A 24588-nucleotide genomic window follows, 5' to 3' on the forward strand; every position below is an offset into this window, starting at 1 on the left:
CTCACCGCTGCGGCACCCCGGTGGCCCGGGCGACCGGGAAGAACCGGTGGTGCCGCGCACCGGTGATCTCGTAGACGGCCGTGCCGGTCCGGCCGTCGTCGGTGCGCACCGCCATCAGCTGCTGGCCGCCGCCGAGCCGGCCGTACCGTGCCGACCACGCGCCGGCGCCGGTCAGCCGGATCGTGGTGCCGTCGGCGAAGGCCGTGGTGACGGTGCCGGCCAGCCCGGTCACCGCCTCGCCGTCGCGGCCGTAGCCGACCGGGACGCCGTCCGCGCCGGTCCAGTCCAGCTCGTGCGTGAACGAGGTGAGCGGCACCGGCGGCGCGTCACCGGCCGGCGCCCAGCAGCCCTCGGTGAACACCCGCGAGCCGTCCGGGTACTCCCAGCACCACAGGCCCAGCATGCCGTCGGGCAGCTGCACCGCGAACCACATCCAGGCCGGCACGTTGCGGTGGTCGCGTACGCCCCACGAGTGGTCCCGCTGGCCCCACCACCGCCGCACCGGCCGGCGTTCCCCGTCGACCCAGTAGGCGCCGTCGAACCAGCCGGACTGGAACATGTGCCGCTGGTCCCACACCGGGCCGCCGGGGCCGTCCAGTACGCCCCGGGGCAGCGCGTGCGGCGCGGTCCGCGCGGTGAACGTCAGCTCCAGCGGCACCGGCACGCCGGGACCGGACGCGCGGACGGCGACCCGGCGGTACGGCTCCTCGACGGTCACCGCGACCGGCCCGGCCACCGGGTCCGGCCGGTCACCGCCGGCCGGGCGGGAGAACCTGTCGAAGCGGAGCCGTCCGTCCACGCGCACCATCACGTACGCGTCCACCACACCCCGGTACGGGTGGTGGCCGAGCGTCACCAGCAGCACGTCGCCGTCGGCCCGGTCCGGGTGGGCCACGAAGAAGTAGCTCTCCCGCCAGTGCCGGTACGCCCGGGGCAGGCGCGGGCCGGGCGGGCGGGTGAAGTGGACGAAGTCCTCGTCCGCGGCGGTGAGGATGTCCATCGCGCTCCGATCTCAGCTCAGCAGGGTCAGCGCGTCGAGGTCGGTGACGTGCGCGGCGTGCCGTTCGGCCATCGCCACGAACATCGCGTCGCCGCGCCCGTCGCGGGCGACGAGCATCGCCCCGACGACGGTCATGTGCAGGCCGGCGACGGTGTTCACCCGGTACGAGCGCCAGCACTCGTCGCGGCTCCACCGCACCCCGGCGGCGCGCAGGGCGTCGTGGTACGACGCGAACAGCTCCGCCTCCCGTGCCCGGCGCACGTCGGTGGGCAGGCTGCCGCCGACCAGGTACGCGGCGTCGCTGGGCCCCGGTCCGAGCTGGACGGTCTGCCAGTCCACCACCGTCACCGCCGGTTCCGGGCCGTCGGTGAACAGCAGGTTGTCCACCCGCAGGTCGCCGTGCAGCAGCGTCAGCGGCGGCCGGTCCGCCCGCACCCAGCCCCGGATCCGGGTGCGCAGCGCCTCCACGACGCCGATCGCGGCGGGGGAGAGCAGGTCGCCGAAGCGTTCCGTGAAGGCCCCGGCGGTGAGCCGGTACGCCGCGCCCAGCCGCCGTCCGCCGTCCGCGCCGCGTACCGGCAGCCAGCCGGGCGCCGGGCGGTCCCAGTGGACGGCCTGCGCCGCGGCGAGCCCGGTCAGCACGGTCGCCACCTCGTCGACGGTGCAGCCGGTGAGCTGGTCGCCGGGGCGGGCCGGCGCGGCGTCACCGAGCAGCAGCACGAAGTCGCCGGAGGACTCGTCGTACCCGGCCGCGTAGCAGCGCGGCACCGGCAGCGGCAGAGCGCCGGCCAGCTCCCGGTAGAACGCCACCTCCCGGCGGTACGCGTCGCTGCCCTGCCCGGTGTGGCGGCTGCGCTCGTCCAGCGCCGGGAACTTGCCGACGACGCTGGCCGGTCCGCTCCCGCCGGCCCAGGCCAGCTCGTACCGGACGTTGTGCCCGAGCTTGCCCAGGCCGAGCGGGGTGGCGGTGACCGCGTCGACCCGGTCACCGGGCGCGGCGGCGCCGGCGGCGACCAGCACCTCGGTGAGGCGGCCGGGGGTGACCAGTCCGGGCTCCCGGAACGGGCGCACCGGCACGGTCACCGGAGCGGGGGCGCTCATCGGGGCCCGGCCGGTGACGCGGCGCGGGGACGGACGACGGCCTGGAGGATGCGCGCGATCGGCACTCGCACTCCGTATCTCGTATCGACACTGATGCGTCATCGGCGAGGATAGCGACGTGAACCCGCCGGGTGCACCGGCGCGGAGGACCGCCGTCGCCCCGTCCGGGCCGGTGGCGCGAGGGGAGCCGTGTGGTGATCGAGTCGAACGGGCCGCACCCGGTGACGGTCCTGCTGGGCAACCCGCGTGCCGGGTCGCGCACCGCGAACGTGGCGCGCCGGGCGGCGGACACACTGGTGGAGTGCCTGGCCGCGCGCGGCGTACGCCTGGCCGAGCCGTCCGTGGTGGACCTGTCGGGGCTGACCCCGCTGCTTGCCACCGCCGACTGGGCGCAGCCGCCGCCGGCGGCGCTCGCCGAGGCGTACCGGCAGGTGACGTCGGCCCGGCTGCTGCTGGTGGCCACGCCCACGTTCAAGGGTTCCTACACCGGGCTGCTCAAGCTGTTCGTGGACCCGCTTCCCCGGCGGGCGCTGGGCGCGACGGTGGCGGTGCCGGTGATGACCGCGGCGCGCGCGGCCGACCAGCACGCCGTCGACAGCCACCTGCGGCCGCTGCTGCTGGCGCTGGACGCCAGCGTGCCGGTGCCCGGGCTGTCCGTGCTGGAGTCGCAGTTCGACCGGCTCGACGACGTGGTGGGGCGGTGGTGCTCGGCGGCCGCGCCGGTCCTGGCCGGGGTGCTGCCGGCGGTCGCGGATCCGATCCTGCCGATGCTGCCCGATCCGTCCCTGCTCACGTTCGTGTAGGGCGGTCCGGAGCCGGCCCGGCCCGGCTCCGGACCGGTCAGGCGGCCATGCCCTGCGCGATCCAGGTGCGGAACAGCTCGACCTTCTCCGCCTCCCACGGCGCGTCGCAGGGCATGGAGCCGTCCGCGACCCGCTCCAGGATGGACTCGGCGTAGTCCCGGACGTCGTCCAGGCTGGTCAGGTCCAGCAGGAACGTCATCTCGGCCACGTCCATCTCGCGGAACAGCGGCCGGATGTCGCGGGCGAAGCTCAGCGTTCCGGCGCCGGGGCGCTGGCCGGCGGTCTCGGTGTCGGTCACCCGATGCTCCTCTCGACCGGGGCGTTCGGCGGCCCGGATCCGCCAGTGATCCTAGGAGAGCCGGTGCCGCCTGTCATGCCTTGTCGCTTCGTGTATCTCGCCTTTGCTGGGCGGTTCGGCTAGCGTCCGGCCATGGACCTGCGTGACTCGCCCGACGAGGCCGCCTTCCGGGCCCGGGCCCGTGCCTGGCTCGCGGAGGCGGTCCCGGCCGTGGACGACCCGGCCGCCGCCCGGGCCCGCTGGTTCGACAGGGACTTCCTGACCACGTACGCGCGCCGCCTGCACGCCGCCGGTTACGCCGGACTGGGCTGGCCGGTCGAGTACGGCGGCCGGGGGCTGCCGCTCGGGCACCAGGCGATCTTCCTGGAGGAGTCGGCCCGCCGGGGCGCCACCGAACAGGCCGGCGTGATCGGGCTGGGCATGGTCGGCCCGACGGTCGTCGCCTGGGGCACGCCCGCGCAACGGGCCCGCTACCTGCCCGGCATCATGCGCGGGGACCTGCTGTTCTGCCAGGGCTTCTCCGAGGCCGAGGCGGGCAGCGACCTGGCCGCCGTGGCCACCACCGCGCGACTCGACGCTGACGCCTACGTCGTCGACGGGCAGAAGCTGTGGTCCTCGTACGCCGCCGTCGCCGACCACTGCCTGCTGCTGGCACGTACCGGCGGACAACGCCACCGCGGACTCACCTGCCTGCTGGTGGACCTGCGGACGCCGGGCGTGACGGTACGGCCGCTGCGGCAGATCACCGGGCGCGCCGACTTCGCGGAGATCTCGTTCGACGGCGCGCGGGTGCCGGCCGACGCGGTGCTCGGCGAGCCCGGTGACGGGTTCCGGGTGGCGATGACGACCCTGGCCCACGAGCGCGGCACGTTCGGCTTCACCCTCACCGCCCGGCTGGAGGAGCACCTGCGCCAGTTCGTCGCGCTGCTGCGGACCTCCCCGCTGGCCGACGACCCGGGCGTCCGCGACCGCCTCGCCGGCGTCTGGACGGATCTGACCGCGCTGCGCTGGACCAACCTGCGGCTGCTGGCCGAGCTGGCCGAGGGCGGCGAACCCGGTCCCCGTACCTCGGTGGTGAAGCTGCTCTGGTCGCAGGCCAACCAGCGGCTGGCGCACCTGGGCGCGGAGGTCGCCGCGGCCGACGAACACGCCACGGCGCTGTGGCGGGACCGCCTGCTGCGCAGCCGGGGCAACACCATCGAGGGCGGCACCAGCGAGGTGCTGCGCGACGTCCTCGCCGAGCGCGTGCTCGGCCTGCCCCGATCACGCTGAACCCGTGGAGGGACCGTGCGCTTCGCGTTCACCCCGGAACAACTCGCCCTCGCCGAGACCGCCCGCCGGTATCTGGCCGAGCAGCAGCCCCCCGACGCCGCCGGTGTCCCGGAGACCGACCCGGCCCGGCGCGAGGCCGCCTGGAAGACGCTCGGCACGCTCGGCTGGCTCGACGCCGACCTCGGCGCGGTCGAGTGGGGCGTGCTCGCCGAGGAGTGCGGCTACGGGCTGCACCGCGAGCCCTGGCTGACCACCGTCGCGCTGGCCGGCCCGGCGCTGCGGGCCGCCGGTCAGCCGCCGGCCGGCCCGGTGGCGCTGGCGTGGGCGGAGGCACCCGCCGGGCGGGCCCGTCTCGACGAGGCGCACCTGCCCGGATGCCGGGCGGTACCGGACCGGGACGCGGTCCGGCTGCACGGCCGCAAGGAACGCGTCGTCGACGGCCTGGCCGCCACCTCGGCGGTGGTGGTCGCCCGCGGGCCCGACGGCCCCGGCCTGTACCTCGCCGACCTCGCGGCGACCCGTCGCGTGCCGCTGCCGGCGCCGTGGGACGCCACCCGCGCCGAGTGCCGGGTGGACCTCGCCGGCGCGCCGGCGGAGGATCTGTGGCTGGACGCCCGCCGGGTACTGGCCGACACCCGGCGGCTGGCGCTGGCGCTGTTCGCCTGCGAGGCGGTGGGAATCGCCCGCCGGGCCCACGAGATCGCCGTCGCCCACGCCCGCGACCGGGTGCAGTTCGGCCGCGCGATCGGCGCCAATCAGGCGGTGTCGCACCCGCTCGCCCAGGCGTACGCCCGGATCGAGACGGCGCGGTCGCTCGCCTACCGCGCCGCCTGGTGCGTCGCGGAGCGGGAGCCCGGCATGGAGCCGGAGGTCGTCGCGGCGGCACTGGCCGCGCGGGAGGCGGCGCTCACCGCCACCGAGGCCGCGATCCAGACGCTCGGCGCGGCCGGGTTCACCTGGGCGCATCCGGCCCATCGCTGGTACCGCCGGGCGCTGTGGCACCAGGACTTCGCCGGTACGGCGTCGGATCTGCGGGCCGAGCTGGCCGCGATGGTCCTCGCCGCGGCCTGACGCCCGGGGCTCAGCTGTCGGTGGCCGCGGAGTGCTTGCGGCGCAACCGGGTGATCCAGCCCTGCGCGGTGTGCGCGGGGACGCCGAAGTGCCCGGCCACCCCGGCGATCGTGCCGGTCTGCCGGTAGACCGCCTCCAGCTCGTCGTCCTGCGGCGCCCGCCGGTACGCCCGCCCGGCCTGGATCCGGGCGGTCGCGGACGGCTTGCGGCTCAGCCCGCCCTTGCGGGACCGGCCGGCCGTCGGGCTCGCCGGTTCGGCACGCGCCGGCTCGGCCGCGCCGGTGCTGACCCGGGGGAGCGCGCCACCGGTCACCGACACGCCCGGCCGGTCCCCGGCGGCACCCGGGATGAACGCGGACAGCAGCAGTTCGAGATTGACGTACGGAAGCTCGCCGCCGCGCATCTCCGCGCCCTCGACCGGCTGGATCACGACCTCCTTGACCGTCGGACGGCCGCCCTCGAGTTCGAGGCGGACCCGCGTCTGCACCGCCGGACTGGCGAAGCTGTCGTCGACGACGGGGACGATGGTGACGATGTATTCGTTCATGTCATGCCTTCTTCGGGCACCTGCGGTCCAGAGTTTCTGGTCCCGCGGTGGCGCGGCCCGGGCGTCGGAGGTAGGGTGCGCGGCTTGCGTCGAAGCACGGTTGACACATCGTAGCGGAACAGAAGACGCAATACACCAAGCGGCGAACGCGGAATCGCCGGAGCCCAGCACAGAGACTCAATACTCGTCGGTGCCGGGGTCCATCATCGAGGCGATGAGCGCGGAGCGTGACGACACCCCGACCTTACGGAAGATGCGGGTCAGGTGTGCCTCGACGGTCTTGACCGTGACGTAGAGCCGCTCCGCCGCCTCGCTGTTGCTCATGCCGGTCGCGATGAGCTGGACGATCTCCCGTTCCCGGCGGGTCAGCGTCGGCATGTCGGCCGGCGGCCCGGAGGTCCGCCGGCCGGCACGACCGGCCCGGCCCAGCAACCGGCTCTGCGCGCTGATCGAGGCCCGGTGCAGGATCCGGGCGCCGCACGCCTCGGCGATGCGGCGCACCTGGGCCAGGCTCGCCTCGGCGGCCTGCCAGTCGTGCAGCCCGTCCAGCGCCTTGGCGTGCACCAGACGCGCGGCGGCCTCCTCCAGCGGCCAGCCGAGCTGGGCGAACGCCTCGGCCGCGCCGGCCGCGCCGGCCGCCGCCGCGGGCAGGTCGGTGGCCATCGCGATCCGCGCCCGGGCCAGCGCCACGTGCGCCTGCTGCCCCGGCAGGTCACACGCGCCGGCGTGCCGTTCGGCCTGCTGCACCCAGCGCCGGGCCTCCTCGACGTCGCCCCGCCGCCGGGCCGCGCCGGACAGCGTCGCGGCCCAGTAGGGCCGGTGGCACACGTCCACCGCGCGCAGCGTCGTCCCGCCGCAGGCCCGGATCAGCAACGTCAGCGTGTTGGCGCGGTCGGCGCACTCGTCGCGCATCTGCGCGTGGATGCGCTGGACGACCGAGCCGAACCAGTCGTCGGCCGAACTGCGCACGACCGGCTCGGCCAGGCGCAGCGCCGCGGCCGGCCCGTCCTGCCAGTACACGACGGCGGTACGCATGATGCGCGCGAACCGGTGCATGGTGTCCAGCTCGAGCCGGTCGGCGTACCGTTCGGCCTCGACGGCGTCCGCGCGCGCCTGGTCCAGCAGGCCGAGCTGGCGGGCGGCGCAGGACCGCCCGCTGCGCAGGTACGGCACCAGCACGTCGTTGCGGGCGGTGGTGGCGATGCGCAGCGCCCGGTCGAAGTGCCGGATCGCGCGCGTCTCGCGGCCCTGGAGCAACTCCACCCAGCCGAGCAGCGCCAGCACGTCCAGGTGGGTGCTCAGCTCGGCGTCGGTCGAGGCGTCGGCGGCCGCCGTGGCGTCGGCCACCGTCGCCGTCACGTCCACTGTGCTCGGCACGTAGCAGGCGGCGAACGCCGAGACCACCCCGAACCACGCCGCCTCCACCGGGCGGCCGGCCGACCCGCCGGCCCGCCGGGCCAGCGCGGCGTAGCGGGCCGCCTCCCGCTCACCGGCCAGCGCCCCGCAGATCGCCAGTTCCGCGGCGACGGCGGCGGTCAGCCGTCCGGGCAGCGGTGCGGTGTGCGGCTCCGGCATCAGGTCACGCAGCAGCGTGTACCCGAGGCGGCTCTGCCCGCGCAGCCGTTCCACCCGGGCCTGGGCCAGGACCGCCTCCGCCCGTACGTCCCCGTCCGACCGGGCCGCGACGTCCTGGAGCACGCCCCGCCCGTCGGCAACCCGGCCGGCGCGCACCAGCGCGTCGGCCAGGTGCAGCCCTTCGGCCGGGGGCAGCCCGGAGCGCGCCGACGCCGACGGGGCCAGACGCGCGGCCACCGACAGCCAGCGCACGGTGTCCGCCGCCGGCACGAACGGATGACCGGCGGCGGAGAGCAGCGTACGGGCGGCGTCCGTGTCGCCCGGGCGGGCCGATCGGGCCAGGTGGTCGGCGTACGCGGGCGGGGGATGGCCCAGCTCGCGCAGCACCCGGGCGGCGGTGGCGTGCAGCGTGCGGCGGCGTCCCGGCGGCACCTGCTGGTAGACCGCGGCGCACAGCACCGGGTGCCGGAACCGCAGCGCCGGCTCCTCGTGCAGATCGGCGCGCAGCACCTCGCGGGCGACGAGCCGGTCGGTCAGGTCCTGGCAGTCCTGCGGGTCCAGCTCGCACATGGCGGCGATCAGCGTCGGGTCGAATGTCACTCCGAGCACCGCGGCGGCCTCGGCCACGGCCCGTTCCGCCGGCGGCAGCGCCAGTTCCGGCGCGAGCACCCGCACCACCTCGGGCGGCAGCGCCTCGGCCAGGTCGACCGGCTGGTGCCGGCTCGGGTCCAGGCAGTCGTCGTCGAGGTGCCGGTACGCCTGGCTGTACAGCGGGTTGCCCCCGCCCAGCGCGTGGATGCGCTCCGCGCGGTGACACGGCTGGGCCAGCATCCGCCCGACCTCGACCACCGACAGCGGCGGCACCTCCAGGCGTTCGTGCCGGCCGCTCGTCACCGCCAGGGCCGCGGCGAGCGGGGCGGACATCCGGGCCAGCCGGTACGCCAGCACGAGGATCAGCCCGGCCGGCGGATTGCGGACCAGCTCGCCGACCAGCTCCAGTGAGGACGCGTCAGCCAGGTGCGCGTCGTCGACCAGCAGCATCGGGCCGCCCTGCCGGCTGTGCCCGGCGGCGAGCGCCGCGAGCAGCCGTGACCTCGGGTCACGCCGGCCGGTGCCGCGCGCGCCGTCGTGGGAGCGCCAGAGCGGGGCGAGCATCGCGTACGTCGCGGGGGCGCGCCCGACCGCTGACAGCACCGTGAGTCCGGCGGCGCGGGCGAGGCGCCCGCAGCGTTCGAGCAGCGCCGTCTTCCCGATCCCCGGCGCGCCGGGCAGCTCCAGGACGGTGGACGTGCCGTCGGCCGCCGCGGTGACGGCCCGGCGGGCGGCCGCCAGCAGGGGTGCCCGGCCCACGAACGACGCCGGTTCGGCACCCTCCGGGTCGTCGTCGAGGCTCGCCATCGGACACCTGCATCCTTTCGGGACGTGCGCCGGGCGGGTGCCCGACCCCGGCCTGCTCCGCCTGGGCGTCGCCGTCCATGATGTGCCGCTGCACGGCACGGCGCCGGGCGGGCGCGCCGTTGCGCCGGATACCGGCGTAATCGACGGTTGTTGACGCCACGACCCTAACGCCCCGATGCAATGTGGGGTTTCCCCCACTGTCGACGACGGGCCGGCGATCGACACTGGTCGCGGTGTTTCGCGGAAAGGGTTCGCCCATGCGCAAACGAGGTCAGGAAACCGGTGACTGGGTGCTGTTGCACTGTCCGTTACCGGGCCGTTCGACCCATGCCGACTCCTTTCTGACGAGGGGTATCGGTCCGCTCTTTTCGGGTATGCACCGAAGCGGCGAGGTTACCGGCTGGTATTACGACCGGCGCGGTTCCGCCGACGTCCACGTGCACGGCCGCTGCACCGACCCCGGCGTGGTCCGGGCCCGGCTGGCCGGTCTCGTGCTCGCGGGCCGCAGCGCCGGCCGGCCGGTGACCGTGTGCCCCGAGCCCGGCGCGCTGCCGGTACGCCACACCGACCTTCGGGAGCAGTCCAGCGCGCTCGCCCTGGAGATCATCGCGGCGACCGCCACCCGCCCGGCGCGGATCCGGACGGGCTGCGATCTCGCCCTCGCCACGTTCCTGTGCGCCGGGGTCGCCGCCGCGTACCCCGGCCCGGCAGCCGCCGAGCCGGCCGGGCCGGACGCCTGTCCACACTGCGTGCAGTGGTTGCAGTCGCCACCACCCGGGGTGCCGGCGCGGCTGCGCGGCGTGGCCGGGCTGCTCGCCGAGGGGCGCGGCTGGGTGGCGCGGTGGACCGGGGTGCTGCGCCGGTCGGGGATCGTCCCGGTGGCCGGCGGACCGGACGAGCTGACCACCCCGCTGCGGTGTCTGCTCAACCAGATCGGCCTCACCGGGGCGGACAGCCGGCGGATCGAGGCGACCGCGAGGCGCGCCGTGCTCGCCGTCACCTCCGGCGTCCCGTTGCGGGCGCACCGCACCCGCCGCGCGCCCGGTTACGACTGGTGCGGCTGACCGCGGCGACCGTACACCGAAACTGCCACCACCGGCTCACCCTGCGTCGTTTCGGGAGCCCGGGAGCGCACCCACGGAACAGTTGTTCCAGGCATTTGCCCACTTCTTCCGGCCGCAATTATTGACCAATCGGCGGAAGTGCCGCACGTCAGCGGCGCCCGTTGTCGTTGCACCCCGGACGGGTACGAAACCGGCGGTTTCCGGCGCAGTTCTCCGACAGCTCCTCATTGCGGTCCGCGCCGTTTCCGGTGGTACGGCCGCCGTGTGAGGCTCGCGTACGCCATCGTGGTCAGCGTGACGATGTCGAACACCGGCACACCCAGCCGCGCCTGGATCCGGTGGGCGAACGGCACCAGGTCCGTGCACTCGACGACCAGCGCCCCCAGATCCGGGTGCGCGCCGGCCAGCGCGTCGACCCGCTCGTCCACCTCGGCCGCCAGCCGCTCGACGTCCAGGGCGTCGCGCCGCCCCTCCAGCATCACCTCGCGGAACTCCGGCTGCCCGGCCATGCCGGTGACCGCCACCGGCACGTCGGCGGCACCGATCGCGGCCAGATGACGCGGGGTCAGCGCGGCCTCGTCGGCGACCAGCAGCCCGACCGGACGCCCGACCATCCGGTGCACCATCGGCAGTTGCACCAGGCTCGACGACCACAGCGGCACGCGCACCGCGGCGGCGAGTTCGGCCTGGAACAGCACGAGGAACCCGCACGCCCCGGTGATCCCGGCGACCCCGGCCGCCTGCAGGTCACGGGCCGCGTCGACGAACGGTCGCAGCAGCGTCGGGTCGGCCTCGCGGACCAGCCGCTGCGGTGTGGCGCCCTCCACCACCCGGTAGCGGACCGGGAAGTCGAACGTGTCCGGGTTGCGGATGTGCCCGGGGATCTTGTCGAAGCTGGTGTCGAGGCAGAGCACGCCGATCTCCGGCCGGTCGTTCACGAGATCCCCCTCTGGAAGCGGTCCACCGCGAACGTCTCCAGCGGCAGGTCCGGCTCGGCGCCGGAGACGAGCTGGGCGAGCAGTTGCCCACCGGCCGGTGCCAGACCCATCCCGATGTGCCCGTGCCCGGTGGCCACGCTGACGTTGTCGTAGCCGCCGGCCCGCCCGATCAGCGGCAGGCTGTCCGGGGTACACGGCCGCAGGCCGCTCCACACGTCCAGCCGGCGGCCGGTGTCCAGCGCCGGCAGGTACCGCCGCGCGGTGTGCAGGATCCCGTCGACGCGGCGCGGCGAGATCGACGTGTCCAGCCCGGACAGTTCCAGCGTGCCGCCGACGCGTACCCGGTCACCCAGCGGCATCACCGCGACCTTGCCCTCGCTGAGCAGCACCGGGCGGGTGGGCGTGCCCGGCCCGGCGGGCAGCGTGACGGTGTAGCCCTTCGCCGGTTGCAGCGTCAGCGCGACGCCGAGCATCCGGGCGCACACCGCCGACCACACCCCGGCGGCGATCACCACCTCGGCCGGGCGCAGCTCGCCCCTGCTGGTGCGCACCGCGCGTACCCGCCGCCCGGTCACCTCGAAGTCGCGTACCTCCGCCCCGGTGACGACGTCCACGCCCCGCGCCCGCAGCGCCGCCGCGAGCGCCACCAGGAACGCCGGGATGCGCAGCGCCGCGCCCTCCTCGTTGAGCAGCGTCCCGGCGACCTCGAAGTCGACGCCGGGTTCCAGCCGGGCCAGCTCGGCCCGGTCCAGCTCGCGCAACGGCACGCCGCGCGCGGTCGCCGCCGGGATCGTCCGGCGCGCCTTCGCGTACCCCTGCTCGGTGTGGCAGGCGAGGATCATGCCGCGTTCGGTGAGCGTCCCGGCCAGCTCGTCCTCGGCGCAGATCTCGCGCAGCAGCGCGAGGCTGCGCTGCTTGAGCGCGAGCAGCGTCTCGAACCCGGCGCGGGCGTGCCGTTCGGTGCAGTGCCGGCGGAAGTGCCACAGCCAGGCCAGCAGCGCGCCGTCGAGCCGGGGCCGGACCGCGAACGGGCTCTGCGGGCTGAACAGCCAGCGGATCCCGGTCGCCGGCACCCCCGGCTCGGCCAGCGGCGCCGAGCCCTGGGTGCCGACGAAACCGGTGTTCCCGGCCGAGCAGGCCGCCGGGTCGCCGACCTCGCCCCGGTCCACCACGGTCACGCTGAGCCCGGCGCGGCGCAGGAACCAGGCGCAGCACAGACCCACCACGCCCGCGCCGACCACCAGCACGTCGGGGTCGGCACGGCCCGGCGTCGTCATCAGTCGCCGCCGGTCAGAGCGTCACGACGAAGAAGCAGGTGGGCAGGTTCACCACGACCCGCTCCCAGATCTCGGCACGCAGCGCCACCCCGGGTTCGGCGAACGTGCCCGGCGGCGGCTCGGCGAACCCGATGGTGGACCGGCCGGCGTCGAACAGCAGCGCGCCGTGGCCGAAGTCGCCGACGATCGCGGTGCCCGGATCGACGAGCCGGGTACGCACGATGAACACGCCGTTGTCCTCCACGTCCCGCATCAGCGAGCCGCTGCCCAGCAGCCGGTAGTAGTCGGCCGGGTTGATGATCAGCCCGTCGGCGGTGCTGCCCATCTGCTCGACCTCGTTGCACGCGGCCAGGATGGTGGACGCGAACGGCCCCGGGTCGGTGAGCCGGCCCAGGTCCGGCATGGTCAGCAGCCCGCCCTCGCCGCGCAGGATGGTGTGGTTCTCGGCCGTCGCCAGCCGCACCACCAGCCGGTAGTCGATGAACTGCGCGAAGCTGACCGGATCCTCCCACAGCGTGTCCGGCACCTGCACCCACGCGGTGGTGGTGAGCAGCGGCGGGATGGGGGAGCGGTGGCAGTGGTTGGCCGCCTCCCGGCGCAGGTCCGCGCCGTCCACCGCCGGATCGTCCGGGCGGGGCGGGCTCTCGTGCCAGTAGTAGTCCTGCGGATCCCGGGACAGGTCCACCACCTTGAGCATGTTCCGCGACGGGTAGCGGGGCTTGCGCCGGGAACTGGTGAGCGAGTCGGTGATCGTCACGTCGTAGTCGACGCTGGTGTCGAAGCCGTCCTTGGCGAACGCCTCGACGAACGTCGCGCCGGGCGACATCTGCGTCTTCCGCTCGGCGACCACCTCGGCGATCGTCCGCTTCACGGTGTCGGTGCGCTGCGACATCTGCTGTCCCTCCCTCAGGCCGGCTTGCGGGCGACGAACATGCCCCAGCCGAACTCGCCCCTGTCGATCGCCGCCTGGATCTCGTCGCACGAGTCGGCGAAGCCGAGGATCCAGGTCCGCGCCGCCTCGTCCGCCGTCGTCTCCGCGCGCTCCCGGGCGGTGCGGCCCAGCACGCGGTACGTCTGCCTGATGTGCGCGTCGAGACTGCGCGCGACGACGTCCACGAACCCGGCCTCGCTCAGCGCCCGGCGGTAGCCGTCGAGCGAGTAGCCGTCGTTCCAGCGCACCCGGTCGTAGACGTGCCGGCGGGCCGCCTCGCCGATCCGCTCGGTGGGCTGGAGGAAGTCGGACACCGCGAGCACCCCGCCGGGGGCGAGCACCCGGAACATCTCGGCGTGGCTGCGCGGCTTGTCCGGCACCAGGAACAGCGCGTCCTGACTGACCACGTGCGTGAACGTGCCGTCGTCGTACGGCAGGGCGGTGGCCGAGCCGTGCCGGAACGACACCGGGAGCGAGGCGCCCCGCTCGGCGCGCCGCTGCTCGGCGAAGCGCACCCGCTCGATGCTCAGGTCCAGCCCTTCGCCCCGGCATCCGGTGCGCTCGGCCAGGCGCAGCAGGAAGTTGCCGCAGCCGCAGCCCACGTCGAGCACGTTCGCCGAGGCGTCGATCCCGGCGTCGGCGGCGAGGATGTCGGAGGTCCGGTCGGCCGCCGCGTGGTAGTCGCCGTCGTCCTCCCCGGTGAAGTAGCCGGTGTGCAGCACGCCCTCGCTGTCCCAGAAGCTGAGGTACGTCTGCGTGGTCTGGTCGAAGAACTCGGACACGTCCCGCTCGGTGAACCGGCTGGTCGTGGACATGGGCACTCCCTTGTGCGGCGGTCGGTGGGTCAGGCGTAGGTGTCCTTGCGGACGCCGGTGAGGTGGGGCAGGTCGGGGCCGGTGGCGGCGGCGCCGCCGTCGATCAGGTGCACCCCGGCGGTCACGTACGACGCGCGTTCACCGGCCAGGAACGCGGCCACCGCGGCGACCTCCTCTGGCCGGGCCAGCCGGCCGACGGCGCTGTGGTGGCCCATCGCGGCCAGCCGCGCCTCGACGTCGCCGTCCGCACCGGCGAGCCGGGCCGCGGCGCGTTCCATCGGTGGAGTCCGCACCCCGCCGGGCGCCAGCACGTTCACGGTGATGCCGTCGCGGCCCACGTCGACGGCGAGGCCCTGGGCGAAGCGGACCAGCGCCGCCCGGGTCACCCCGGACAGCACGAGCGGGCCGATCGGCACGCAGGCGGTCTCGGAGGCCACCAGCAGCAGCCGGCCCCAGCCGGCGGCGCGCATGTGCGGCAGCGCGGCGAGCGACACCGCTATCGCCGGCAGCAGCACCCGGTCGACGGCCGCCCGGTAGTCGTCGGTGCCGAAGCCGGTGGCGGTGCCCACGGGTGGGCTACCGCCGCTGACCAGCAGCACGTCCACGCCGCCCAGTTCGGCGGCGACCCGGTCCACCCAGCGGGCGGCGGCGCCGGTGTCGGCGAGGTCCACGCCGGTCGCGCTGACCCGGCCGGAGGCCACCGCCGTCAGCTCCCGCTCGGCGGCGGCCAGCCGCTGCGGGTCACGCCCGCAGACCGCCACGTGCGCGCCCTCCGCGGCGAACTCCTTCGCGCAGGCCAGCCCGATGCCGCTGGTTCCGCCGGCGACGAGCGCCACCCGGCCCTTGAGCCCCAGATCCACGTCCTCACCTCTCCGTCTCGCCGACGCGGGCCGCCGCGCCGGGGTACGCCGGGTCGCCGTCCGGCCCGCCAGACCGGTAGCCGTACCGAGTGGACAGTGGCCAGGCCAGCGCCGCCACGGCGAGCCGCTGCCGGCCGGTCAGCGTGCGCCGCCAGCCGTCGTCACGGTCCCGGATCACGGTCGGGCCGGTCCGGAACCGGTCCGGGTTGCCGGTGACCGTGTGGTTGCCGCGCAGCTCGACGGTCCGCTCCCGCACCGGGTTGGCCGCCGGATCCACGCCCACCAGCCGCAGCAGGTCGCCGATCGTGCCGGCCGGGTCGGCGGTGAAGTCCTCGTAGCGCAGGAACGCCGACCGGTCCGGGTACCGCCTGTTAATGGCCGCCGACGCGAGGTTGAACCCGTGCCAGTACGCAGTGCTGCGCGCCGCCGACATCGCGTAGACGTACTCCTTCGGCTCCCGCCACGAGTGCGCCACCGCACGCGGGTCGCGCACCAGGTGCAGCCAGTACGCCTCGACGCCCGGCACGTGCGGCAGCAACGCCGACTCGCCGGGGATCTTGGTGCTGTCCACGATGACGCGGGCACCGGTGCGCGCGGCCACCTCCCGGTAGACCGCGCCGAGCAGCTCGGCGTGCGCCCGGGTGTCCGCGTCGTACGCGCCCCGGCGCAGCATCCGCCACGTGTGCCGGGTCCGCAGCCGGGCCCGTTGCCGCCGGATCACCTCGGCGGCGTGCGTGTCCGCCGACGTCCCGGCCGGACGGCCCAGCGGCAGCACCGCGGACCACAGCGGACACGTGGTCAGCGCGGCGCCGCAGCCGCACCTGTCGTTCACTCCGCGCCCGGTCGAGTTCTTCCACAGGAAGTGCAGCTCACCGACGTGCACCACACCGGGTGCCTCGCCGAGGACGTTGCCGATGATGGTGCTGCCGTTCCGGCACCAGCCGTTGACACTCAGGACGGTCACCGGTGTGCTCATGCCGCGCGTACCTCCGCCGGAGCCGGCGCGGGCGCGACCCGGCCGATGCGCAGCGCCATCGCGGCGGCGACGGCCGCGCCGGCCGCGCCCGCGACGAACACCGCCGGATAGCCGAGACCGGCCGCGACCAGGCCGGTCGCCGGCCCCCACACCGCAAGACCCAGATCCCAGAACGAGGTGTACGCCCCGATCGCCGCGCCCTGCCGCGCCGGGTCGGTGCGGTTCATCACCATCAGCGCCAGCGACGGGTGCAGCAGGGAGAACCCGACGCCCATCACCACGCTGCCGGCCACCGCCACCGGCAGGTTCGGCGCTACCGCGATGACCAGCAGGCCGACCGCCTCGCCCACCCCGCACCAGGTGGCCACCCGGCGCGGGCCGAGGCGGTCCGGCAGGTGCCCGATGACGAGGCGGGTGCCGGCGTACACGGCGCTGAAGACGCTCAGCACCACCACGCCGTGGCCGATGCCCCGCGTGTCCAGGTGCAGCACGACGAACGCGGCCAGGCCCGCGTACCCGGCGGCGCCGAAGGTGAGCGCGATGCCGGGCAGCAGCGCCGGGCGCAGCAGCAGCCCGGCGCCCTTCGCCGCGGGTGCGGCACGCGCCGGCGCGGGCACCAGCGCGACGAGCGCCGCGCCGACCGCCGGGGCGGCCGCGCTGAGCAGCCACACCGCTTGATAGCCGGCCTGCTGCACGGTGGCGCCGAGGAACGTGCCGGCGGAGATGCCGCCCCACATGCTCACCCCGTACAGGCCGATGAGCTGACCGCGCCGCTCGTGCGGGGCGAGCTGCACGATCCACACCGCACCGGCGGTGAACAGCGCCGCCTCACCGGCGCCGAGCAGCAGCCGGACCGCGACCAGCGCGGGCACGCTCAGCGGGGCCAGGTAGAGCAGGCCGCCGCCGGCCACCACGAGCGCCCCGGCCAGCATCACCGTGCGGTGGCCGTGCCGGTCGGCGAGCGCGCCCGCGACCGGCCGGACCAGCAGCGCGGTCACCGCGGTCACCGTGACCACCACGCCGACGGTGAGGTCACCGGCGTCGTGCCGTTCGCGCAGGAAGCCGGGCAGCACCGGGATCACCGCTGTCAGTCCGAGGTAGCCGGTGAACAGTCCGCCGAGCAGCCCGGCCAGCGCGAGCCGGGGCAGCGGCCGGGCCGGGCTGGGCGCGCCGGTCACGAGCCGACCAGGGCGGTCTCACGGGCGGCGGCGACCTTGCGGACCGCGCGGACCAGGTCGTCGCAGTCCTCGGACGTGAGGTTCGACGACAGCGGCACGTCGACGGTCTCGGTCAGCAGCCGTGCGGTGCGCGGCAGCGTCGCGCGGATCTCGCCCGGGTCGGCGCTGTCGTACAGGAACCGCCAGTTCCAGAACGCCCGCACGTTCAGATCGTCGTCGGCGCCGATGTTGCGGGCGTCGATCCCCTCCGCCCGCAGCGCGCGGGCGAACCAGCCCGCGTCGCCCCAGCCCGCGTCGCCGCCGGGCACGCGGAACACGAACGCCTCCCCGAGGTACGCCCCGGGCGCGACCGGCCGCCGCACCGCGATCCCGGGCAGCCCGGCCAGGGCGGCGCTGACGTGCGCGTAGTTGCGGTGGAACAGCGCCAGCCGCTGTGGCAGCCGGGTCAGCTCGGCGCGCAGCAGGGCCGCCCGGATCTCGTCCATCCGCAGGCTCAGCAGCGGCAGGTCCAGACCGGTCAGCGGCGGCTCGCCGTGCGGGAAGTGCCGCCGCAGCCGCCCCTCGTACGCCCCGGACAGCGCCACCGCCCGCGCGAACAGCGTGCTGTCGTCGGTGATGAGGAAGCCGCCCTCACCGCAGTTGAGCGCCTTGTCGGACTGGGTGCTGAACGCCCCGGCGGCCCCGAACGTGCCGAGCTTGCGCCCGTTGAGTTCGGCGCCGAGTGCCGGCACCGCGTCCTCGATGAGCGGCACGCCCATCTCGGCGGCGAACGCGGACAGCGCCTCGACGTCGGCGGCGAAGCCGCGCATGTGGACGACCATGACGGCGCGGATCTCGGGCCGCCAGCGGCGGCGCAGGTCGTCGAGGTCCATCCGCAGGTCGTCGTCCACCTCGACCAGTAATGGCCGGCAACCGGCCAGCACAATGGCGCTGGGGGTGGCGACGAAAGTGAATCCGGGGCAGGCCACCAATGAGCCCGGTGGCACTCCGGCGCCCATCAGGGCAAGCGCCAGTGCGGCGGTACCGCTGGAAACGGCCAGCGCGTGCCGGGTGCCGAAATAACGACACAGTTCGTCCTCGAACCGCCCGCATTCGGTTTCATGAGGCGGCCGGTGGTCATATCGGAAGTAGAGGTGACTGCGGACGGCGCGAATAGCCGCGTCCTCGTCCTCGCTGTGCACGAACACCGCGCCCTTGTCGTACGTCGGCCAGGGCGTACGCCGCACCGGCTGCCCGCCCTGCAAGGCGAGCTGTTCGGGCAGCTCAGAGCCGTTCTGCACCGGCCTCGACGGGCTCGGTGCGGGAGCGTCGTTGTTCCCGTCCACCGGCGGACTCCTCGGGCGAGCGGCGACAATTCCTATTTGCTCGGTAGGATTGGCCGGGGTGCGCGCCGGGCATGGTCGCCCGGCGGAATCGCGGTCCCGGCGCGATCCCGTCGAGGGGTAAGAAATGCCACCAGATCCGACATTCATGGTACGTCGATCCAGCGAGAGTAATGATTGTCGTCGATCCCGTACGCGTCAACAGATAGACGTGAATATGTTCGGCGCCGGGCCGTGCCGACAGTGGACTATGCGGAATTGTCGCTGCCGGCCCGCTGATCCGCCGCTGCGGCGCCTCGCCTCCCGCCGCCGAACGTGGCGCCACCCCGTCGGGGCTTGGTCGCACCGGGCTCGATCGTGTGCGGCCTGGTTGCACGCGCCCGATCGGGCGGGATCCGGTCGTGCCGGGGTCCGGCCGCCGCCTGGATCGGCCGTCACCGAAAGTAACCTCCGCGGCTCCGGGGCGGAACTCACCCCGCGCCCTTTGCTCTGCAGCCATCGGCGCATCGGTGACTCACGGCCACTGCTGCGTACGTGGCTGCAGAGCAAAGGGCGCGATGGGGTATGCGTCCAGCTCTCGACTCTCCGCGCATCGTCGCTGTTCAGGAGCATGTGGCGGACAATTCAACCCATTCGACCCCGGAAATCTCCGTCACCCTCCGTGATTCGCCGCCGACTCGGGCTGCTGTAACGGAAAGTTACCCGCAAGGGTGGGCGCGGGGCGTCGAGACCCGGCCTGACGAGGCCGGTGGATCAGGCGGCTCGCCAGTCCCGAACCATCGCGGCCACAGTGGCGTACCGCTGCGCCGGATCGGACCGGCCGGCCCGGTCGGCCACCGCGCGCTCGGCGGCCGTGCCCCGCCAGCCGGACGGGCCGTCGAGCAGGTGGTGCAGCGTACGACCCAGCGCGTGGACCGTGGTGCGCTCGTCGATCGTCGCGCCCCGGGTCAGCTCCTCGGGCGACAGGTAACGACGGGAGCCGGGCAGCCGGTCGGAGTCGAGCACGAACGGCCCCGGGCGGTACTCGTCCAGGTCGATCAGCCGCATCAGGTGGGCGTCGAAGTCGTAGAGGAAGCATCCGTCGTACAGGTCGACCGCGACGTACCCGGCCGCGCTCACGGCCAGGTGGGCGTCGAGGACGATGTCCAGTGCGGCGCGTACCTCGGCGACCGGCAGCCGCTGGAAGCGGGCCAGCCCGCTCCGGTCGCTGCCGCCACCGGTGGTGGCGTGGTTGAGCACGACGCCGTCGCACCACGGGTACACCAGTGTCGGGCCGTCGGTGCCGTCGCGGACCAGCTCGGGCCGGACCACTGCCGGGTGCCGGACCGCGGCGTGCAGGCCCAGCGCGCGGGTCAGCGACTCACGCGCCGCGGGCGTCCCGGCCCGCTTCACGAACCAGCGCCGGCCCGCCGGACCGCGCCGGGTCATCGCGGCTGGTCCACCACCTCGATGACGTCGGCCGGCGCGCGGCGCGGCGCCGGCGGCAGCTCCGCGTCCGGGCCCCAGCCGACGCGTACCACCAGGTACGGGTCACCGATGCCGGCCAGCAGGTCGCGCATCATCCGGCGCGGCCAGGCCAGCTCCACGGCGTCGCTGAGCGGCGCGCTGGCCAGCCCCTCGGCGGTGGCGGTGAGCAGCAGCGCCGACAGCGCCTCGCCGCCACGCAGCCAGGCGGCCGGCTCGTCGGACTCGCCGAACAGGATCAGGTACGCCGCGCCCCGGTCGAAGTCCGCGCCCGCGCTGAGCCCGGCCGCCCCACCGGGGGCGTAGTCGCGCACCGGCACCCGGCGCGGGGACGGCCGCACGGCGGTGGCGGCGGGCACCCCGTCGCCGCTGCCCTCCGGGCGGTGGGTCCAGCGGTGCAGCTCCTCCCGGTACGCGGGGTCGGCCAGCTCCGCGTCGGCGGCGCGACCGGTGGAGACGGCGAGCATCGGCATCTGGTCCGGCCGGACCACGTGCAGGTGCGCGCCCTCGGCCTCCACGGCGTCCCCGAGACGGGCCAGCACCGCCTCCGGCACCGGCCGGTCCCCGTACGCCCGCCGGTCGGTGCGGCGGCGCGGAATGGCGTCGACCAGGCGGCCCGCCGGCACGTCCAGGTCGGCCGGGCCGGTGGTACGCACCCGGGCCAGCAGCGACGGGTCGGCCGGGTCGGGCAGCCGCTCCACGGTGACCGCCCAGCCGACCGCCGTCAGCGACACGCGCGCGTGGTGCAGGGCGGCCCCGCAGCTCAGCATCAGCAGCCGGCCGTCCGGGTCGGTGTGGGCGAGTTGCCGGTCCGCGTCGGCGCGCAGCTCCAGCGCGTCGCCGGTGACCCGCCAGCGCCAGGGCTGGGTGTTGAACACCGACGGGGCGTGCAGGGACTGCCGGGCGGCCGCCTCCAGCACCCGTACTCTCGGGTCCTGCTCGGTGCGGGTCGATGAGCTGTTCATGGCGGCCCTCCTGGTTGCTCGTCCCCTTCCGACCCTGCTCGCCGCCGTCGCGGGCGGACAGGGCCGGAGGTCCCGGCCGCACCGGGCCGTGCGCCCCGGCGCGGCGTCAGGCCTCCTCCGGCTCCGGGGGTACGGCCAGAGCGATGGTCAGGTCGAGGACCGTTGCCGGGTCGTGCAGCCGGTCGCCGAACAGCTCCCGCAGCTTGCCCATCCGGTAGCGGACGGTCTGCGGGTGCACGAACAGGTCGGCCGCCACGTCGTCGCGGCGTCCCTGGTGCAGCAGCCACGACCGCAGCGTCTCGGCGAGCCGCTGCGCGGTGGCCGGGGGCAGCGCGGCCAGCGGTGCGAGCGCCTGCGCGCGCAGGTCGGCCAGGGCCTCCGGGTCCATGCTGAGCAGCAGCGTCGCCAGGTGGCGCTCGGTGTCGACAGGTCCGGCGTCCACCTCGCCGAGGCCGAGCGCGAGCGCCCGGGTGGCCCGCTGGTACGACGCGGCGACCCGGTGCCAGGGCCGGGCCGGGCCGAGCACCGCCCGGTGCCCGTGCAGCAGCCGGGTGAGCTGGCGGCGCCGCCCGCCGTGCATGTCCGGCACCAGCAGTACGGCCAGCTCCTCGACCGAATTCACGCCGGGCAGGTCCTCGCCGCTCTCCAGGGTGTACGGGCTGAGCAGCGCCAGCACCGCGCGCAGGTGCCGGCGCGGCAGCAGCACCACCGTGAGGGTCTGCGGCGGCGGCCAGTCGGCGCGCTCCGCGCTGCGCCGCAACGACTCCTCCGGCTCGCCCGCCAGCAACTGCTGGGTGAGCCGCTCCAGGCTGCGGCGGCGCATCCGGCCGGCGCTTGCGAGCTCGTCGGCGTGCCCGGCCACGCTCGCCGCGGACAGCTCGTCGATGTAGGCGAACATCAGCTCGGCGAACTCGGCCACCGTCTCGGCGGCCAGCCCGCTGCGGACCGTCGTGGTCGACACCTCGCGCCAGGCCACCCGGGCGCCCACCCGGTACGCGGCCAGCAGCGCGTCCATGCTGCGCCCCGAGCGGGCCTCGCCGCTGCCCAGCGCGTACGCGGCCTCCAGCGCCGGGGCCAGGGGAGTGCTCGGGTCGAACGCCTGGGTACCCTCGATGAGCTGCAGGAACGTGCCGAGCGCGATGCGTACCGCGTTTTCGATCTTCGCCCGCATGGCCCCGGTGAGCGCGCCGGAGTAGTCAGGCACCTCGGCGGTGATCGCGGAGACCGTCCGCTCGGCCACCATCGGCAGCCGGGCGCGCAGCGTCTCCGCCACCCCGGCGTCGAGGTTGAGGTGCGCGGCGCGCTGCCCCGTGCCGGCCTCCGACGTCATGTTGTTCCCTCCGAACAAAAACCTGCGGCTGTTTCACCTTTGCCGGTCAAGATGTTATGCGATCGGGCGGTCACGCTGGTCATATGACCACAACTGCCCCCCGCCGCCCCCAGAAGGTCTCCTTCCGGGACAGGCTGCTGCGGCTGGCCGGAACGGTCACCACACCGGTGCTGCCCGACGACTATCTCGACCTGATCGCGCCGCTGCGCGCGGGCGCCCCGCTGCGCGGCAAGATCGTTGCGATCCGCCCGCAGACCCGCGACGCGGCGACGCTGGTGATCCAGCCCGGCCGCGCCTGGCAGGGCCACACGCCCGGGCAGTACATCCGCCTCGGCGTGGACGTCGACGGGGTGCGGCAGTGGCGCGCGTACTCGCTCACCTCGCCGCCGGACGCCACCGACGGCCGGATCTCCGTCACCGTGAAGGCGATCCCCGACGGCAAGGTCAGCAACCACCTCGTACGCCGGCTCCGGCCCGGCACGATCGTGCACCTCGACCAGGCCCAGGGCGAGTTCGTACTGCCCGTCGCGACGCCCGAGCGCGTCCTGTTCCTCACCGCCGGCAGCGGCATCACCCCGGTCATGGGGATGCTGCGCTCCGGGCTGGCCGACCGGGCCGACGTGGTGCTCGTGCACTCCGCGCCCACCCGCGACGACGTCATCTTCGGTACGGAACTACGCGCGCTCGCCGACCGCGGCGCGCTGCGTCTGGTCGAGCGGCACACCGACAGCGACGGCCTGCTCGACGTCGCCGAACTGGCCGACCTGGTGCCCGACCACCTCGACCGGGAGACCTGGGCGTGCGGGCCGATCGGCATGCTCGACGCGGTCGAGGGCTACTGGTCCTCGAACGGTCTCGTCGAGCGGTTGCACACCGAGCGGTTCCGCCCGACGGTGATCACGCCGGGCGAGGGAGGCACGGTGACCTTCACCGGCGCGGGCGTGACAGTCGAGTCCGACGGCGCCACCACACTGCTCGACGCGGGGGAGAACGCCGGAGTGCTGATGCCTTCCGGGTGCCGGATGGGCATCTGCTTCGGCTGCGTCGTACCGCTGCGCCAGGGCGCTGTCCGCGACCTGCGCAACGGCGACGTCACCACTGCCGTACCGGGGGACGGCGTGCTGGTCCAGACGTGCGTGTCGGCCGCCGCCGGTACCTGCGACATCGATCTCTGACAGGAGCCACCCACGTGACCGTCATCCAGAAGAAGGCCGTCAACCCGATCGCCCACCTGAGCGCCGAGGACATCGAGATCATCGGCAAGGAACTGGACGCGATCCGGGACCGGGTCCTCGCCGACCGGGGGGAGCGGGACGCCCGCTACATCCGCAAGGTGGTCAAGACCCAGCGGACACTGGAGATGAGCAGCCGTGCGGTGCTGCTGTTCTCGCTGTTCCCGCCGGCCTGGATCGTCGGTACGGCCGGGCTCACGGTCGCCAAGATCCTGGAGAACATGGAGATCGGGCACAACGTCCTGCACGGCCAGTGGGACTGGATGCGCGACCCGAAGATCCACTCCACCACCTGGGAGTGGGACCACGTCTCCCCGGCCGACCAGTGGAAGCAGTCGCACAACGAGCTGCACCACCGGTACACCAACGTGGTCGGCAAGGACAACGACCTCGGCTACGGCATCATGCGCGTCGACGAGGACCAGCCGTGGCACCCGATGCACCTCGGGCAGCCGCTGTGGAACCTGATCAACGCCATGTTCTTCGAGTACGGCATCGCCGCGTACGACATGGAGCTCGGCGACCACCTCAAGCAGCGCAAGCTGAAGGACCCCACGTTCCGGGCCAAGGCGAAGGCCGTCGGGCGCAAGATCCGCCGCCAGGTACTCAAGGACTACGTGGTGCACCCGCTGCTGTCCGGCCCGTCGTTCCTGTCCACGCTCGCCGCCACGTTCACCGCGAACCTGCTGCGCAACGTGTGGAGCCACTCGGTGATCATGTGCGGGCACTTCCCCAACGGGGTGGAGACGTTCGAGAAGACCTCCATCGACGGCGAGACCCGCGGTGAGTGGTACCTGCGGCAGATGCTCGGCTCGGCCAACATCAGCGGCAGCCGGCTGCTGCACATCATGACCGGCAACCTGTCGTACCAGATCGAGCACCACCTCTTCCCCGACCTGCCCAGCAACCGCTACCAGGAGATCGCCCCGCAGGTACGGGCGCTGTTCGACAGGTACGGCCTGCACTACACCACCGGCCCGCTGCCCAAGCAGGTCGCCTCCGCCTGGTGGAAGGTCATCCGCCTGTCGCTGCCCAACCGCAAGGACAGCCGGCAGCCGATCGCCCCGGCCCCGCTGGCCTCCTCCGGCACGGCCTGACCCGCCCGTTCGGTGCACGGCCGGTGAACTTCCCCCGGCCGGCACCCGACCATCGCCTGCACAGTCGGCGTCAC

22 protein-coding genes are annotated in these 24588 nt (G+C 74.5%); 6 read left to right on the forward strand and 16 right to left on the reverse strand.

The genetic code is table 11. The features are described 5' to 3' along the window. Position 1 precedes the first annotated feature (1 nt). Positions 2-1000 carry a DUF7064 domain-containing protein gene (locus tag ACPCK6_RS01325; protein WP_396881555.1) on the reverse strand — a complete coding sequence of 333 codons (999 nt, stop codon included), beginning with the start codon at positions 998-1000 and terminating at the stop codon, positions 2-4. 12 nt (positions 1001-1012) lie between these two features. Further along, positions 1013-2101 (reverse strand): phosphotransferase family protein, encoded by a 1089-nt coding sequence (locus ACPCK6_RS01330; protein WP_396881556.1) that lies wholly within the window; start codon positions 2099-2101, stop codon positions 1013-1015. Between the two features lie 194 nt (positions 2102-2295). Here ACPCK6_RS01330 and ACPCK6_RS01335 point away from each other — a divergent pair, with 194 nt between their 5' ends. Beyond that, a complete protein-coding gene (locus tag ACPCK6_RS01335) occupies positions 2296-2904 on the forward strand; it encodes an NADPH-dependent FMN reductase (protein ID WP_216933419.1) in 609 nt (202 codons plus the stop codon). A 37-nt stretch (positions 2905-2941) separates the two neighbouring features. Here ACPCK6_RS01335 and ACPCK6_RS01340 read toward each other — a convergent pair whose 3' ends face one another. After that, entirely contained in the window at positions 2942-3202 is a 261-nt protein-coding gene (locus ACPCK6_RS01340) for a hypothetical protein (RefSeq protein WP_318335040.1), read from the reverse strand. Positions 3203-3334: 132 nt separating this feature from the next. Between ACPCK6_RS01340 and ACPCK6_RS01345 the strand changes: the two genes are divergently transcribed. Then, the gene (locus ACPCK6_RS01345; protein ID WP_423480089.1) at positions 3335-4474 is read left to right on the forward strand and encodes an acyl-CoA dehydrogenase family protein; all 1140 of its coding nucleotides are present in this window, start codon (positions 3335-3337) and stop codon (positions 4472-4474) included. Positions 4475-4489: 15 nt separating this feature from the next. Continuing rightward, positions 4490-5545: an acyl-CoA dehydrogenase family protein gene (locus ACPCK6_RS01350; RefSeq protein ID WP_423480090.1), complete on the forward strand. Its 1056-nt coding sequence runs from the start codon at positions 4490-4492 to the stop codon at positions 5543-5545. Between the two features lie 10 nt (positions 5546-5555). Here ACPCK6_RS01350 and ACPCK6_RS01355 read toward each other — a convergent pair whose 3' ends face one another. Together ACPCK6_RS01355 and ACPCK6_RS01360 are read right to left on the reverse strand one after the other, a co-directional pair. Then, positions 5556-6092: a hypothetical protein gene (locus ACPCK6_RS01355; RefSeq protein ID WP_194800084.1), complete on the reverse strand. Its 537-nt coding sequence runs from the start codon at positions 6090-6092 to the stop codon at positions 5556-5558. A gap of 177 nt (positions 6093-6269) precedes the next feature. Continuing rightward, positions 6270-9065, reverse strand: coding sequence for a helix-turn-helix transcriptional regulator (locus tag ACPCK6_RS01360; protein WP_423480091.1), 2796 nt, complete (start codon positions 9063-9065; stop codon positions 6270-6272). Between the two features lie 374 nt (positions 9066-9439). Between ACPCK6_RS01360 and ACPCK6_RS01365 the strand changes: the two genes are divergently transcribed. Continuing rightward, positions 9440-10129 carry a hypothetical protein gene (locus ACPCK6_RS01365; RefSeq protein ID WP_423480092.1) on the forward strand — a complete coding sequence of 230 codons (690 nt, stop codon included), beginning with the start codon at positions 9440-9442 and terminating at the stop codon, positions 10127-10129. A gap of 224 nt (positions 10130-10353) precedes the next feature. On the opposite strand, the gene ACPCK6_RS01370 is transcribed toward ACPCK6_RS01365, so the two are convergent. The 11 genes from ACPCK6_RS01370 to ACPCK6_RS01420 form a co-directional block, all read right to left on the reverse strand. Next, the gene (locus ACPCK6_RS01370; RefSeq protein ID WP_396881561.1) at positions 10354-11067 is read right to left on the reverse strand and encodes an aspartate/glutamate racemase family protein; all 714 of its coding nucleotides are present in this window, start codon (positions 11065-11067) and stop codon (positions 10354-10356) included. After that, complete coding sequence (locus ACPCK6_RS01375; RefSeq protein ID WP_423480093.1) at positions 11064-12344, reverse strand: NAD(P)/FAD-dependent oxidoreductase; 1281 nt, start codon at positions 12342-12344, stop codon at positions 11064-11066. The genes ACPCK6_RS01370 and ACPCK6_RS01375 overlap by 4 nt, the downstream gene beginning before the upstream one ends. A 13-nt stretch (positions 12345-12357) precedes the next feature. Further along, positions 12358-13236, reverse strand: a complete 879-nt coding sequence (locus tag ACPCK6_RS01380; protein ID WP_423480094.1) for a family 3 encapsulin nanocompartment shell protein — start codon at positions 13234-13236, stop codon at positions 12358-12360. A 14-nt stretch (positions 13237-13250) separates the two neighbouring features. Beyond that, positions 13251-14090: a class I SAM-dependent methyltransferase gene (locus ACPCK6_RS01385; RefSeq protein ID WP_396881564.1), complete on the reverse strand. Its 840-nt coding sequence runs from the start codon at positions 14088-14090 to the stop codon at positions 13251-13253. Positions 14091-14119: 29 nt separating this feature from the next. Beyond that, positions 14120-14950, reverse strand: a complete 831-nt coding sequence (locus ACPCK6_RS01390) for an SDR family NAD(P)-dependent oxidoreductase (protein WP_423480095.1) — start codon at positions 14948-14950, stop codon at positions 14120-14122. 4 nt (positions 14951-14954) lie between these two features. After that, on the reverse strand, positions 14955-15926 hold the full coding sequence (locus ACPCK6_RS01395) for a sulfotransferase (RefSeq protein WP_423480096.1): 972 nt from the start codon (positions 15924-15926) through the stop codon (positions 14955-14957). Next, entirely contained in the window at positions 15923-17104 is a 1182-nt protein-coding gene (locus tag ACPCK6_RS01400) for an MFS transporter (protein WP_423480097.1), read from the reverse strand. Before ACPCK6_RS01400 ends, ACPCK6_RS01395 begins: the two co-directional genes overlap by 4 nt. Next, the gene (locus ACPCK6_RS01405; RefSeq protein ID WP_423480098.1) at positions 17101-18429 is read right to left on the reverse strand and encodes a DegT/DnrJ/EryC1/StrS family aminotransferase; all 1329 of its coding nucleotides are present in this window, start codon (positions 18427-18429) and stop codon (positions 17101-17103) included. Before ACPCK6_RS01405 ends, ACPCK6_RS01400 begins: the two co-directional genes overlap by 4 nt. A 750-nt stretch (positions 18430-19179) precedes the next feature. Next, complete coding sequence (locus tag ACPCK6_RS01410; RefSeq protein ID WP_423480099.1) at positions 19180-19854, reverse strand: serine/threonine-protein kinase; 675 nt, start codon at positions 19852-19854, stop codon at positions 19180-19182. Then, entirely contained in the window at positions 19851-20855 is a 1005-nt protein-coding gene (locus tag ACPCK6_RS01415; RefSeq protein ID WP_423480100.1) for an Acg family FMN-binding oxidoreductase, read from the reverse strand. Before ACPCK6_RS01415 ends, ACPCK6_RS01410 begins: the two co-directional genes overlap by 4 nt. Before the next feature lie 106 nt (positions 20856-20961). Continuing rightward, on the reverse strand, positions 20962-22185 hold the full coding sequence (locus tag ACPCK6_RS01420; RefSeq protein WP_423480101.1) for a PucR family transcriptional regulator: 1224 nt from the start codon (positions 22183-22185) through the stop codon (positions 20962-20964). 83 nt (positions 22186-22268) lie between these two features. Here ACPCK6_RS01420 and ACPCK6_RS01425 point away from each other — a divergent pair, with 83 nt between their 5' ends. Continuing rightward, a complete protein-coding gene (locus tag ACPCK6_RS01425; RefSeq protein ID WP_396881572.1) occupies positions 22269-23360 on the forward strand; it encodes a ferredoxin reductase in 1092 nt (363 codons plus the stop codon). Positions 23361-23374: 14 nt separating this feature from the next. Continuing rightward, the gene (locus tag ACPCK6_RS01430; RefSeq protein ID WP_423480102.1) at positions 23375-24514 is read left to right on the forward strand and encodes a fatty acid desaturase family protein; all 1140 of its coding nucleotides are present in this window, start codon (positions 23375-23377) and stop codon (positions 24512-24514) included. The last annotated feature ends 74 nt before the right edge of the window (positions 24515-24588 follow it).

Origin of the sequence: Micromonospora sp. AB353 (assembly GCF_049538395.1) — a bacterium.
Taxonomy (GTDB): Bacteria; Actinomycetota; Actinomycetes; order Mycobacteriales; family Micromonosporaceae; genus Micromonospora; species Micromonospora aurantiaca.

Excerpts from the sequence above, each read along its gene's own strand:
- ACPCK6_RS01375 (WP_423480093.1), bottom strand. The coding sequence starts at position 12,344 with ATGACGACGCCGGGCCGTGCCGACCCCGACGTGCTGGTGGTCGGCGCG.
- ACPCK6_RS01420 (WP_423480101.1), bottom strand. The coding sequence starts at position 22,185 with ATGACGTCGGAGGCCGGCACGGGGCAGCGCGCCGCGCACCTCAACCTC.
- ACPCK6_RS01415 (WP_423480100.1), bottom strand. The coding sequence starts at position 20,855 with ATGAACAGCTCATCGACCCGCACCGAGCAGGACCCGAGAGTACGGGTG.
- ACPCK6_RS01325 (WP_396881555.1), bottom strand. The coding sequence starts at position 1,000 with ATGGACATCCTCACCGCCGCGGACGAGGACTTCGTCCACTTCACCCGC.
- ACPCK6_RS01385 (WP_396881564.1), bottom strand. The coding sequence starts at position 14,090 with ATGTCCACGACCAGCCGGTTCACCGAGCGGGACGTGTCCGAGTTCTTC.
- ACPCK6_RS01395 (WP_423480096.1), bottom strand. The coding sequence starts at position 15,926 with ATGAGCACACCGGTGACCGTCCTGAGTGTCAACGGCTGGTGCCGGAAC.
- ACPCK6_RS01355 (WP_194800084.1), bottom strand. The coding sequence starts at position 6,092 with ATGAACGAATACATCGTCACCATCGTCCCCGTCGTCGACGACAGCTTC.
- ACPCK6_RS01380 (WP_423480094.1), bottom strand. The coding sequence starts at position 13,236 with ATGTCGCAGCGCACCGACACCGTGAAGCGGACGATCGCCGAGGTGGTC.
- ACPCK6_RS01425 (WP_396881572.1), top strand. The coding sequence starts at position 22,269 with ATGACCACAACTGCCCCCCGCCGCCCCCAGAAGGTCTCCTTCCGGGAC.
- ACPCK6_RS01360 (WP_423480091.1), bottom strand. The coding sequence starts at position 9,065 with ATGGCGAGCCTCGACGACGACCCGGAGGGTGCCGAACCGGCGTCGTTC.
- ACPCK6_RS01345 (WP_423480089.1), top strand. The coding sequence starts at position 3,335 with ATGGACCTGCGTGACTCGCCCGACGAGGCCGCCTTCCGGGCCCGGGCC.
- ACPCK6_RS01330 (WP_396881556.1), bottom strand. The coding sequence starts at position 2,101 with ATGAGCGCCCCCGCTCCGGTGACCGTGCCGGTGCGCCCGTTCCGGGAG.
- ACPCK6_RS01365 (WP_423480092.1), top strand. The coding sequence starts at position 9,440 with ATGCACCGAAGCGGCGAGGTTACCGGCTGGTATTACGACCGGCGCGGT.
- ACPCK6_RS01410 (WP_423480099.1), bottom strand. The coding sequence starts at position 19,854 with ATGACCCGGCGCGGTCCGGCGGGCCGGCGCTGGTTCGTGAAGCGGGCC.